This is a genomic window from Streptomyces sp. NPDC093085 (assembly GCF_040683935.1).
Lineage (GTDB): Bacteria > Actinomycetota > Actinomycetes > Streptomycetales > Streptomycetaceae > Streptomyces.
Genome location: NZ_JBFBFB010000002.1, coordinates 558978 through 571574, shown reverse-complemented (window position 1 = coordinate 571574; position 12597 = coordinate 558978). Strand labels below are relative to the sequence as shown.

The following is a 12597-nucleotide window of genomic DNA, read 5'->3' as shown; positions in this document are numbered from 1 at the left end:
CGGGGGTGCACGCGTACGCGTAACGGGGCACACGGGTACGACGAGGGGTATCCGGTCCGGACCGGATACCCCTCGTCGGTGCGGTGGCCGCGTACCGGACCGGCGGCCGGGCCTACTCCGGACCGGCGGCGCGGGCCGCGTGGCCGATGAGGGCGGCAGCCCCGGCGAGCAGCGCCACCGTGGTCAGCGCGAGCGGGAGCGAGAACCAGTCGGCGAGGAAGCCGATGGCGGGCGGGCCCAGCAGCAGGCCCCCGTACCCGAGGGTGGAGGCGGCGGCGACCCCGCCCGCTCCGGCCAGCGCGCCCGCCCGGCCCACGGCGACGGGGAAGATGTTGGCGAGACCGAGCCCCGCCACGGCGAAGCCGGTCAGGATGAGCCAGACGGTGGGCGCGAGCGCGCCGAGCAGCGCGCCGAACGCGGCGAGGGTGCCGCCCAGGACCAGGGCGCGGGTCTGGCCGAACCGTTCCAGCAGGGCGGTGCCGGAGAGCCGCCCGGCCGTCATGGTGAGGGCGAAGAGCGCGTAACCGGCCGCCGCCACCCCGGGGGAGGCGCCGAGGTCCTGGCTGAGATGGAGTGCGCCCCAGTCGGCCATCGCCCCCTCGCCGTATGCCGTGCAGAGGGCGATCACACCGAAGAGGAGGACCAGCCGCCGGTTCCGCCGGGACCGGTCGGCGATGGCGTCGGTACGGTCCCGGGCGGACCCCTGAGCGGCCCCCCGGGGCGCCTCGGGGGCGGCCCCAGGACCGGGCACGGGCGGCGGGATACGGAGCAGCGCCCGCCCCGCCACCGCGCTGACCAGCAGGCCGAGGGCGGCGAGCAGCGCCAGGTGGACGGCGGGGGAGAGGCGGCCTGCGAGGAGCCCGCCGAGCCCCGCGCCGGCCATGCCGCCGAGGCTGAACGCGGCATGGAAGCCGGGCAGGATGGGGCGGCGCAGAACGGCCACCAGATCGACGGCGGCGCTGTTCATCGCGACATTCAAACCGCCGTAAAACATGCCAAAGGGGATAAGTGTCAGCCCCAGGGCGAGGGCCGAGTGGGTGTGCGGGGGCGGTATCACGGTGAGCGAGAGCAGCACCCCGCAGGCCACCGTCACCCGGTGGCTGCCGAACCGGCCGCAGAGCCGGCCCGTGAAGACCATGGTCCCCACGCCGCCCGCCGAGACGCAGAGCAGGGCGAGGCCGAGGGCGCTCGCGGAGGCCCCGGTCTGCTCCTTGATCGCCGGGATCCGGACCACCCAGCCGGCGAAGAGGAAGCCGTCGAGGGCGAAGAAGACCGTCAGGACGGCGCGCAGCCGGCTCAGTTCGGGGTGGGGGCGGGGGGTGCGGGCGCGGGGAGCGCGGGTGCGGGGGGCTCCGGCGCCCTTGCCGGAGAGAGCCGTCCGCATTTTGTTTAGAGGCGGCACAAAGTGAGGATAGGGGCGCGGGGCCGCTCGTACAAGGCTCGGACGAGGCCCGCGCACGGCCCGGACGAGGCCCGGACGAGGCTCGGGCGGGGCGGCGTCACGCGGGCGCCGGGGCGTACGCGCGGGTCCACCCGGCGCACCGGATCATGGGAGACTCGCCCCCATGAACGGCAAGGGGAGCACGGCCAGGACACGGCTGGAGAGAGGCCGCGGCGCGCTCGGCCCGGCACTGGAACTGGTGCACACGGGGCGCGCGCCCACCCGGGCCGTCCTCACCTCCGAGCTGGGGGTGACCCGGGCCACGGCCGGGGCCGTCGCCGCCGAACTGGAGGCGCTGGGGCTGATCCGGGTGGACTCCAGGCCCGCCGCCGCGGGTTCCCAGGGGCGCCCCTCGCACCGGCTCTCCGTCGACGAGGAGGGCCCCGTCGTCCTCGCCGCCCAGGTCCACGCGGACGGCTTCCGGGCCGCGCTGGTCGGGCTCGGCGGCCGGATCGTCGCCACCGCCGCCGGGCGCGGCACGGCCACGGCCGACCCGGCGCAGGTGCTCGGGGACGTGGTCGAGACGGGCGCGGGGCTGCTGCGGGATTCGGGTCGGCGGTGCGTGGGCGCGGGCCTCGCCGTGCCGTCGGCGGTCGCGGAGCCGGAGGGCACCGCGCTCAACCCGCTCCATGTCGCCTGGCCCGTGGGCTCCCCGGTGCGGGAGATCTTCGCCGAGCGGGTCCGCGCGGCGGGCGTCGACGGCCCCGCCCGCACCGGCAACGACGTCAACCTGGCCGCGCTCGCCGAGCACCGGCACGGCGCGGGGCGCGGCGCCCAGCATCTGCTCTGCGTCGCCACGGGCCACCGGGGCGTCGGCGGTGCGCTCGTCCTCGACGGCCGTCTGCACACCGGGAGTTCGGGCCTGGCCCTGGAGGTCGGCCATCTCGCGGTCACCCCCGAGGGGCGCTCCTGCTACTGCGGCGGCAAGGGGTGTCTGGACGTCGAGACCGACCCGCTCGCCTTCCTCACCGCCGCGGGCCGCACCCCGGGCCCGGAGAGTTCGCTGCTCGGGCAGGCGCGCGAGCTGCTCCGTACGGAGTACGCCGATCCCGTGGTACGGGGCGCGGCCGCCGCGCTGATCGACCGGCTGGGCCTGGGGCTCGCCGGCCTGGTCAACATCCTCAACCCGGACCGGATCATCCTCGGCGGGCTCCACCGCGAACTGCTCGGCGCCGACCCGGACCGGCTGCGCGCCGTCGTCGCCGACCGCAGCCTGTGGGGACGCGGCGGCGGGGTGCCCATCCTGCCGTGCACGCTCGACCACAACAGTCTGGTCGGAGCCGCCGAGTTGGCCTGGCAGCCGGTGCTGGACGACCCGCTGGCCGCGCTCGCCCGCTGACCCGGGGCGCCGCCCCTGCTCCCCCGGAGGTACGCGGAGAGCCGCCGGCCGTACGACGACGGGGACCCCCTCCCCGGGCGAGGCTCGTGAGTGAGAGAAAGAGCGAGCCGAGCACCGACGGAGGAGTTGAACCGAGATGAACACCTTGGCCTTTGAGGGCGGACCCGGTCCGTGGATCCTGCTGTTCCCGCTGGTCTGGGCGGCCGTCGTGGTCGGTGTGGTCACCGTCCTGCGGCGGACCGGATGGCGCGGCGGGCGGGGCGGTGGCCCGCGCGGCCCCTGGCGGCCGGCGGAGCCCGCGCGGGACGAGCGGTCGCCCATCGCCGTGCTCGGCCGTCGCTTCGCGTCGGGGGAGATCGACGAGGACGAGTACTGGCGCCGGCTCTCCGTCCTGGACGAGCAGTTCGGCCGGGCCAGGACCGGGAAGTGACGAGGACCGGGAAGTGACGAGGCCCCGGGGCCTGGGCCGTTCGGGTGACGGTGTCCTCTGGGCCGTACGGCTCCGGGGCTCAGCCGGTCAGGGCCGACCTGGCCGGTCCCGAGTCCCGTACCTCCGCGAGGGCCGAGAGGGCCAGGGCCGGGAAGGCCGCCGCGGGGAACGGCCCGTCGGTGACCGCGCCGTACACCGGGTGCGGCGGCAGCGTCAGCGCGACCGGCGGGGCGGGCAGGGAGAACCAGATGCTCTTGCCGGTCTCGCCCCGGGGATGGATGCCCCAGCTCTCGCTGAAGGCCGCGATCAGCGCGAGTCCACGGCCACCGGTGTCGGAGAGGGTGGCGTGGCGCACCGTGGGGAGCCGGGGGTCGTGATCGCTGACGGAGACCATGAGCCGTTCGAGCAGCAGCTCGATGTCGACGGTGCAGCGCTTGTCCGGCTGTGCGTGCCGGTGGACGTTGGTCAGCAGCTCGGTCACCCCGAGAGCCGCTGGGTCGATGAGAAGATCGAGGTGCCAGGAGCGCAGTTGCGCGGAGATTATTCTGCGGATCTGACCGATCCGCGACGGCAGGGCCTGGAGCTCCACCGTGCAGTGCCTGCTGATCACGGCTGCGACTCCCCCAATGCGATCCGGAGAGAAGACGGAGGGGCGGAATCGGCGGCGGGCTCGCCGCCCGCCGTTCCCGGCCCGGCGGGGGCTGGGTCGCAGCGTTACCACCGGGGACTCTGTGTGACGTGTGACCAGAGTGAACCAGGGGGCCCGGCTTCGCAACTCGCGGCAGGGGTGGGCGACACGGGACAACAGGTGTTACGGCACGAGCGGCACGGGCAGCACGTGCAGCGCAGGGAGCCCGGGCGGCCCGGGCGGCACGGGCCGCACCGGCGGCACGGGCCGTCGTGACGGACGTGACGGAACGGCCGGCGGGCGTTACGGCTTCGGGTGGCTCGCCCGGGTCACCGCGTCCATCAGCCGCCCGGTCAGCGCCGTCGCGTCCGGCCTCCGTCCGCGCTGCCCCATGGTCAGCCGGTAGCGCGTCCCGTTGACGGTCGCGACCATGCTGCCGCTCCCCGCGAACCACGGGCGCGCCGCCCGGACCGCCCGCAGCGGCGCGCTGTCGATCACCCGGCCGTAACTGGTCAACAGCGCCAGCCTGCCGTCCTGGACCAGCACCTGGCCGGCCCTGGTGAGCGAGCGGGGCCACCGCTCGATCCGTACGCCGCGCGCGTCGAACTCCGGCTCCGCCATGGCGTTTCAGCCCCCTCCGTACCCGTCCCCGGCTACCCCTCGACACTCCCCCTGAAGGCAGTTTGCACAAGTTCGCCGCCCGGCACCAGAGCGCGTGGGGCGCACACTTCGTACATCATTCCTATAGGCGCCCAGAGTAAGCGTTTCCGCAGGTGGTGGGGGTACGGTACGTATCGGGAACCGGTACGAACCGGTACGGGGACGGCGAGGAGTGGACGGATGACCGGACGAGAGGCGGCCGGACGGCCCGACGGCGTGCTGCCGACCGTGGACGTGGACCGCAGCGACCCCGCGTACCGCACCTGGCTCAAGGAGGCCGTGCGCCGGGTCCAGGCGGACGCCAACCGCTCCGCCGACACCCATCTCCTCCGCTTCCCGCTGCCCGAGGAGTGGGGCATCGACCTCTACCTCAAGGACGAGTCCACCCACCCCACCGGCAGCCTCAAGCACCGGCTCGCCCGCTCGCTCTTCCTCTACGGCCTCTGCAACGGCTGGATCCGGCCCGGCAAGCCGGTCATCGAGGCGTCCAGCGGCTCGACGGCCGTCTCCGAGGCGTACTTCGCCAAGCTGATCGGTGTGCCGTTCATCGCCGTCATGCCGCGCACCACGAGCGCGGAGAAGTGCCGGCTCATCGAATTCCACGGCGGCCGCTGCCACTTCGTGGACGACGCGGGCGCGATCTACCAGGAGTCGGCGGAGCTCGCCGAGCGCACCGGCGGCCACTACATGGACCAGTTCACCTACGCGGAGCGCGCCACCGACTGGCGCGGCAACAACAACATCGCCGAATCGATCTATCAGCAACTCCGCCTTGAGCGCTCTCCCGAGCCCGCGTGGATCGTCGCCACCGCGGGCACCGGCGGGACCTCCGCGACCATCGCGCGCTACGTCCGCTACATGCAGTACGACACCCTGGTCTGCGTGCCCGACCCGGAGAACTCCTGCTTCTTCGACGGCTGGACCCGCCATGACAACGAGGCCCGCAGCGACCGGGGTTCGCGGATCGAGGGGATCGGCCGGCCCCGGATGGAGCCGAGCTTCGTGCCCGGCGCCATCGACCGGATGATGAAGGTCCCGGACGCCGCGAGCATCGCCGCCGTCCGGACCCTGGAGCGGGCCGTCGGCCGCAAGGCGGGCGGCTCCACCGGCACCGGCCTGTGGAGCGCCCTCCGTATCGTGGCGGAGATGGTCGAACACGGCAGGACCGGCAGCGTCGTCACCCTCTTCTGCGACCCCGGCGACCGCTACCTCGACAAGTACTACTCGGACGCCTGGCTCGCCGGACAGGGCCTGGACATCACCCCGTACACCCGCACCCTCGACCACTTCCTGGCCACCGGCGTCTGGCCGGAGTGACCCCGCGCCGTACCGTCAGCCGCTCAGCAGCCGCTCCACCGCCCGTCCGAACACCCGCTCTCCGGCGTGGGCCGTGAGCGGCGCGAGAAGACCGGGGAGCGGGCGGAACCGCAGCTCCTCCTCCCAGCGGACCCGCGTGGCACCGCCCGGCGGCTCCCCCTCGGCCGCCTCGCGCACCCGGATCTCCGCCCACCCCGTGACCACCCGCCCACGCTTCTCCAGCCGGCAGAGACCCGGGCGGCCCGGCGCGGGCGGCTGCCAGCGGACGACCTCCATCGGGTCGTCGAACGCCACCCGCCCCAGCCCGGTCCGCGCGACGAAGACCGTGCCCACCCGGGACGGCCCCGGCGTCAGCACCGTGATCCGGGTCAGCGGGACCTGGGCCGCGTGCGCGGGCCAGTCGGTGAGGCGCCGCCACGCCTCCCCGGCGCCGAGCGGGGTGGTCCGGTCGATACGGAAGGCGCTCATCCGACGAGCTTAGGGCGCCGCCGTACGCCCCTCGGGGAGCGCACCGGCCCCGGCATGCCGTCAGCTCTCGTCGGCGTCCCGGAGCTCCGCGCCGCCCCGGCCCCCCTCGGCGCTCTCCGCGCCCGCCACCACCAGCTCCGGGAGGAGCCCGGCGATCTCGGCGCGGGCCTCCGCGGGCAGGCCCGCGTCCGTCACCAGGACATCGACCTGGTCCAGGGCGGCGAAGGAACTCAGGGCCACCGTGCCCCACTTGGTGTGGTCGGCGACGACCACGACCCGGCGGGCCGACTCCACCAGGCGGCGGTTGGTCTCCGCCTCGCCGAGGTTGGGCGTGGAGAGACCCGCCTCCGCCGATATGCCGTGGACACCGATGAAGAGCAGATCGAAGTGGAGCGAGCGGATCGCCTGGTCCGCGACCGGGCCGACCAGGGAGTCCGACGGGGTCCGTACGCCGCCCGTGAGGACCACCATCGCCGCGCCGGGACGGGCCGGACCGTCCGGCTCCGGCCGGCCCGCCGTGTGGAACACGTCGGCGACCCGGAGCGAGTTGGTCACCACCGTCAGATCCGGTACGTCCAGCAGGAGATGGGCGAGCGCGTAGGTCGTCGTCCCGCCCGAGAGGGCGATCGCGCTGCCGGGCACCACCAGCGCGGCCGCCGCCCGCGCGATGTCCTGCTTGGCCGTCAGCTCCAGCGCCGACTTCGCCTCGAACCCCGGCTCGTGCGTACTCGCCTCGGCGACCGGCACCGCGCCGCCGTGCACCTTCGCCACGACACCCTGACGGGAGAGCGCGTCGAGATCCCGGCGCACCGTCATGTCGGAGACGTTCAGCCTTCGCGTCAACTCGTTGACCCGGACACCACCCCGTCGCCTGACCTCGTCCAGAATCAGCGCCCGCCGCTGCTCCGCCAGAAGGTTCTGGTTGTCGCCCACCGTCGCGCCGGCCTCCCGTCTCCGCCCGGGTCCGCGGCCTCCACCGGCATCGCGCGCCCCCGTTCCGTCCCGCTCGGAGATCCATCCTGCCACGGGGGTACGACAGCCGCCCCGGTGCCCGGCGGACGCGGGAGGAGAAAAGATTCGGTGACGGTCCGGCGCCGAACCCCTACTATCCGGGACCCTGGAGTGCACACCGTTCGCTTCCGCGCCCCCGACCCCGGCAGACCCGTCCCCCACACGCGAGAGTGAGTATGACGTGTCCTCACCAACAGCGGATCCGCACCGCCACGGAGCCGCGCTCGAACTCCTGGTCCACGGCGTCGGCGGGACCACCCCGCAGGACATGCTCGGCGACCCGTGCGCGGTCCGGGTCAGCGGCGACAAGATCGCCGCGGTCTACCGGCGGGCCGCCGACGCCGACGCCGAACACCACCCGGAGCGCTACCGGGACCGGCCGATCCCCGAGGCGTACTCCTGGTCCAATCTCACCTCCGGCAACGGCTCCCGCGCCCTGTGGCTGCTGCTCCTGCCCTTCATGGTGGTCAACCTCGCCCACTGGATGCGCCCTTCCACCACCGGGCTCGGCCGGACGCAGCGGTTCTACGGGCTGCTGGTACGGCTGGTGGCGCTCACCCTCACCGTGCTCCTCACCGCCGCCGCCTGCGAGGTCGCCCTCGATCTGACGGCATGGCAGTGCGCCGGCTCCGCGGAGTGCGCCGCCCAGTACGCCTGGCTCGGCTTCGTCTCCCCGGCGGAGCACGGCTGGTGGTCGCAGCCGGGCCGGCGGCTCTCCCTCGCCGCGCTGCTCCCCGTCGCGGTGGTCGCGCTGCTCTGGCTGCTCTCCGCCCGCACCTGGAGCACGTACGAGGCGGCCCGCCCGCCCGTCAGCGCGGTCCCCGCCCCCGACGCCACGAACGCCCCCGACGCCACGAACGACGCCGGCCCCGCCCCCGCCGCCGGCTCCGGTGCCCCGTCCGGTGATTCCGCCCCGGGCACGGGCGAGCGGGCCCGGCCGCGCTCCGCGCTGGCCCGGCCCGGGTTCTGGTACGGGCGCCGCCTCGTCGCCCGGCTGCGCGCCGCCCATGTCGCCGCCGGTTTACTCACCGTCGCCGCCGCCCTCGCCGCGGCCGCCGCCGACCACGACCGTACCGTCGGCGAGGGACCGCTCACCGTGCTCGGCCCGCTGCTCCAGGCCGCCCTCGCGGCCGGCGCCCTCGCCGTGCTGTACGTGGTGTGCAGCAGAGGCCGCAGCGAACGCCACCGGGACTCCACCCTCGACCGGGCGGTCAGCGGCGCGCTGCCCGGCGGCTCCGTCGCCCTGCTCCTGCTCTCCGTGGTCTACGCGAGCTGGTCCCGGCCCGGCTGGACCTCCACCGGCCCGCTCCCCGGCAACGTCGCCTTCCTGCTGCTCTCGCTCGCCCAGCTCGCCCTGGTCACCCTCCTCGCCGTCGCCGCCCACACCCTCTACCGGCGCACCGCCCAGCCCCGTACCGCCCTGCGCGGACTCGCCGGGCCCGCCGTCGCGATGCTCTCCTGCGCCCTGGCCGGGGTGATGACCGGCGGGGTCGCCCAGCGCGTCGCCGACTGGCTGGACGGCGACGCCACCCCCGGCATGGGCGGCGGTCCCATCCTCGGCCCGCCTGCCCTGCTGAGCTGGCAGGCGTCGGTCATCCCGGTGCTGCTGGTGCTGCTCGTCGTCCCGGTCGCCGTCCTCTCTCTGCGCACCGCGCGCGCCACCCGCGCCCTGGAACCCGCCGTCGCCAAGGAGTACGGCAAGAGCGTCGACGACTCCCCGCGTATCCGGCAGATCGCCGGGACCCGCGCCCGCGCCGCGCTCACCGACTCCGCGCCCCGGCTGCTCGGCCTGATCGCCGGCGCGACGCTGCTGCTCGGCGCCGCCGCCGTCGCCGGGTCCTGGGTCAGCGGCCAGGTGCCGGGCAGCGCGCTGCGGGGCAGCGGGCCGTTCCCGGAGGCCGTCGCCGAGACCGCGCAGGCGCTCGGCTCCTGGTTCATAGGGCTCGGCTTCGTCCTGCTCGTCGTCCTCGGCCGGCGCGCCTACCTCTACCCCTCGGCCCGCCGCACCGTCGGCATCCTCTGGGACGTCGGAACGTTCTGGCCGCGCGCCGCCCACCCGTTCGCGCCGCCCTGCTACGCCGAGCGCGCCGTCCCCGACCTCACCTGGCGCATCGCCTCCTGGACCGCGCTCACCGGCGGCCGGCTGGTGCTCTCGGGCCACTCGCAGGGCAGTGTGCTCGCCGCCGCCGCCGTCTGGCAGCTCTCGCCCGCCACCCGCCACCGGGTCGCGCTGCTCACGTACGGCTCCCCGCTGGAGCGGCTGTACGGGCGCTGGTTCCCCGCGTACTTCGGCACCGGGCAACTCAAGGACCTCAGCACGGAACTGCACTGCTGGCGGAATCTGTGGCGGGCCACCGACCCGATCGGGGGGCCGGTCCGGGTCGGCCGGGGCGGCGACGGCACGGAGGTGGACCGGGGCCCGCTGAAGGACCCGCTCCTCTACGGCCGTACGGTCCAGGACCCGCTGCCCGAGCCGGTCTACGGCCACTCCGACTACCAGGACGACCCCGTCTTCGCCGAGGAACGCGCCGCGCTCCTCGACCGGCTGCCGCCGCTGCTGCCGCCCCAGCGCACCGACGCCGGGGCGGTGCTGATCCCGCCGCTCGCCGCCGCCCCCGGCACCACCGGCCCCGGCACGGCGGACCCCGGTGGCGCGGGCCTCGGCGGCACGGCCGGTGCGGGCAGGGCGACCAGTGCCGGTCAGGGCAGTTCGGGGAGGTCCTCCGGGTAGAGCAGCGTCAGGTCGTCCGTGGACGCCTCCGGGAGCTGGGCGACCCGGCCCGCGTGCCGCTCCACCATCGCCTCGAAGGTCTGGCGCGCGGTCCGGCCGTTGCCGAAGGCGGGCCCCTTCGGCAGCTCGGTGAAGTACGTGAGCAGCGCCTCCGGGGTCCCCTCGGCGAGCCGGTACTCCTGCTCCTCGGACTGCTGCCGCACGATCCGCAGCAGCTCCTCCGGGTCGTAGTCGGTGAAGGTGATGGTCCGGGAGAACCGGGACGCCACACCGGGGTTGACGGTGAGGAACCGCTCCATCTCCGCGGTGTACCCGGCGACGATCACCACGACCGCGTCCCGGTGGTCCTCCATCAGCTTCACCAGCGTGTCGATGGCCTCCTTGCCGAAGTCACGCCCCGAGTCCTCCGGGGAGAGCGCGTATGCCTCGTCGATGAAGAGCACCCCGCCGCGCGCCCGGTCGAACGCCTCCTGGGTCCGGATCGCCGTCGAGCCGATGTGCTCGCCGACCAGGTCCACCCGGGAGACCTCGACCAGATGGCCGCGCTCCAGCACCCCCAGCGAGTGCAGGATCTCGCCGTAGAGCCGGGCCACCGTCGTCTTGCCGGTGCCGGGGGAGCCGGTGAAGACGAGATGGCGGCGGACCGAGGCCGCCTTCAGACCCGCCTCCTTGCGCCGCCGGCCCACCTCGATCATGTCGGTGAGCGCCCGTACCTCGCGCTTGACGCTCTCCAGCCCGACCAGCGCGTCCAGCTCGCCGAGCACCTCCTCCGAGCCGCGCGCGGGCTCCGTGGTGGCGGTGACACCGGCCGGCAGGGCGGGAGCCGCGGTGGGCTGCGCCGGTACGGCGCCGAGCAGCCCGGGGGACTGGGTGGCCGTCAGCTTCGCCGCCGGCTCCCCGGAACCGGCGGGCGACGGCGGGGCGAGCACGCCGCTCTCGTCACTGGTGCAGTCCTCGACGGTCGGCCCGTCCTCCGCGAAGTCGTACCCGCCGCGCGCGCACCGCTCCGTACGGCAGCGGGTGAGCGTCGTACGGCAGCCGTCCATGACATGGAAGCCGTAGCCGCGGCTGCCCGTCACCCGGCAGTTGTGGAAGGTGCCGCGCCCCTCGGCGGAGACATAGAACCCCGCCTCGCCCGGCGAGGTCACCGTGCACCGCTCGATGGTCGGGTCGGCGCCCTTGGTGACGATCACACCGGTCTGGACATCGTCCATGGTGCAGGAGTTGAGGGTGCCGCCGCTGCCGTGGTCGCGGAACCAGGCGCCGGTGGACGCCTCCCTGATCCGGCAGTCGTCGAGCTGGGCGGTGGCCCCGTCGCTCACCGACACCGCCGTGTTCCGCACCTGGGAGATATCGGTGTCCACGACATCGGCGCGCGAGCCCCGGTCGAGGACGAAGAGCGCGTCGGGCACGTCGTGCAGCCGGCAGGCGTCGAGCACGACGGTCGCGCCGTCGCTCACCCAGACCGCCGGATAGTCGCCCGTACTGTCGTGGATCTCGCACTGGTTGGCGTCCACGCGGGTGCCCGGGTCCCACACCGAGAGACCGTTGCGGCCGAAGCGCCGCACCGTGGAGCGGGTCAGCGTCAGCACCGAACGGGAGCGCAGGTCGACCGCGTTCTCCGGGATGTCGTGGATGTCGCAGTCGGAGAGCGTGAGCACGGCGTCGGTGTCGAGCGTTATCCCGTCCGCCGAGGTGCGGTGGACCGAGGAGTCGGTGAGGTGGACCGTGGCGCGGGACGCGATGCGCACCCCGGTGCCCTTGATCTCGTACACCTCGCAGCCCAGTGCCTCAAGGCCGCTGCCCTCCCCGGTGACCGAGAGGCCCGACCCGGAGGAGTGGTGCACCCGGCACCGCTCCAGACGGGGGTGGGCGCCGCCGTGCACCGAGATGCCGGCCTGGCCCGCGGCGACGATCTCGCACTCCTCGAACACCCCGCCGGCCCCGTCGAGCACGGCTATCCCCACCCCGGCCGGATTGTCGACGGTGCACCGCCGCACCGTGGGCCGCGCGGCGCCGCGCACCTCGATACCGGCCGCCGAGCGGGTCACGATCCGCAGATCCGCCAGCTCCGGGGTGCCGTCCTCCACCAGCAGCGCGGGCGCGGTCGCGTCCTGGCCCTCCACATGGAGGTCCTGGACGGTCGCCGAGGCGCGCACCACCAGCGGCACACCGTCCACCGGTGCGATCCGTACGGAGCCGAGGGAACCCTCCGCCCCGCGCAGCGTGACCGCCCGCGTGACGACCAGATTCTCCCGGTACGTCCCGGGGGCGACGGTGAGGATGTCGCCGTCACCCGCGGCCTCCAGGGCGGCGGCGAGGGAGGCGTACTCGCCCGTGCGCCGCCGCCAACGCGATGTACCGGTGTTGGTCACCTGGACCGTGCCCTGTGCCATGGTGTTGTTCTGTCCCCACCTCGTGCGTGCCCGTGTCATGCCGTCCCGGGTGCCGGCCCCGGCCCCCGGTCAGTGCGTGCGGCGTACCGGGCGGCACCACCGTAGCGCGCGCGGGACCGCCGGGTTGACGCGAGCGGCACACCGGGGAGGGCGCTTTCCGTCCGTGCCCCTGTCGC

10 protein-coding genes are annotated in these 12597 nt (G+C 74.6%); 4 read left to right on the top strand and 6 right to left on the bottom strand.

Features of this window, described 5'->3' with window-relative positions; genetic code table 11:
* Nucleotides 1–112 precede the first annotated feature (112 nt).
* On the bottom strand, nt 113–1384 hold the full coding sequence (locus tag AB0O07_RS09200; RefSeq protein ID WP_365629396.1) for an MFS transporter: 1272 nt from the start codon (nt 1382–1384) through the stop codon (nt 113–115).
* Between the two features lie 181 nt (nt 1385–1565).
* On the opposite strand from AB0O07_RS09200, the gene AB0O07_RS09195 reads away from it, so the two are divergent.
* Both AB0O07_RS09195 and AB0O07_RS09190 read left to right on the top strand, forming a co-directional pair.
* Nucleotides 1566–2780, top strand: a complete 1215-nt coding sequence (locus AB0O07_RS09195) for an ROK family protein (protein ID WP_365629393.1) — start codon at nt 1566–1568, stop codon at nt 2778–2780.
* A 136-nt stretch (nt 2781–2916) separates the two neighbouring features.
* Entirely contained in the window at nt 2917–3210 is a 294-nt protein-coding gene (locus AB0O07_RS09190; protein WP_365629390.1) for an SHOCT domain-containing protein, read from the top strand.
* 79 nt (nt 3211–3289) lie between these two features.
* On the opposite strand, the gene AB0O07_RS09185 is transcribed toward AB0O07_RS09190, so the two are convergent.
* The gene (locus AB0O07_RS09185; protein WP_365630312.1) at nt 3290–3799 is read right to left on the bottom strand and encodes an ATP-binding protein; all 510 of its coding nucleotides are present in this window, start codon (nt 3797–3799) and stop codon (nt 3290–3292) included.
* A gap of 342 nt (nt 3800–4141) precedes the next feature.
* Nucleotides 4142–4459 (bottom strand): hypothetical protein, encoded by a 318-nt coding sequence (locus AB0O07_RS09180; RefSeq protein ID WP_365629387.1) that lies wholly within the window; start codon nt 4457–4459, stop codon nt 4142–4144.
* A 219-nt stretch (nt 4460–4678) separates the two neighbouring features.
* Here AB0O07_RS09180 and AB0O07_RS09175 point away from each other — a divergent pair, with 219 nt between their 5' ends.
* Nucleotides 4679–5815, top strand: coding sequence for a PLP-dependent cysteine synthase family protein (locus AB0O07_RS09175; protein WP_365629384.1), 1137 nt, complete (start codon nt 4679–4681; stop codon nt 5813–5815).
* A 15-nt stretch (nt 5816–5830) separates the two neighbouring features.
* On the opposite strand, the gene AB0O07_RS09170 is transcribed toward AB0O07_RS09175, so the two are convergent.
* A complete protein-coding gene (locus tag AB0O07_RS09170; protein WP_365629381.1) occupies nt 5831–6283 on the bottom strand; it encodes an SRPBCC family protein in 453 nt (150 codons plus the stop codon).
* A 60-nt stretch (nt 6284–6343) separates the two neighbouring features.
* Nucleotides 6344–7216 (bottom strand): DeoR/GlpR family DNA-binding transcription regulator, encoded by an 873-nt coding sequence (locus AB0O07_RS09165; protein WP_365629378.1) that lies wholly within the window; start codon nt 7214–7216, stop codon nt 6344–6346.
* Between the two features lie 346 nt (nt 7217–7562).
* Between AB0O07_RS09165 and AB0O07_RS09160 the strand changes: the two genes are divergently transcribed.
* Nucleotides 7563–10025, top strand: a complete 2463-nt coding sequence (locus AB0O07_RS09160) for a hypothetical protein (RefSeq protein WP_365630309.1) — start codon at nt 7563–7565, stop codon at nt 10023–10025.
* Here the strand turns inward: AB0O07_RS09160 and AB0O07_RS09155 are convergent.
* Nucleotides 9995–12421, bottom strand: a complete 2427-nt coding sequence (locus AB0O07_RS09155; protein ID WP_365629375.1) for a right-handed parallel beta-helix repeat-containing protein — start codon at nt 12419–12421, stop codon at nt 9995–9997. The genes AB0O07_RS09160 and AB0O07_RS09155 overlap by 31 nt on opposite strands.
* Between the last annotated feature and the right edge of the window lie 176 nt (nt 12422–12597).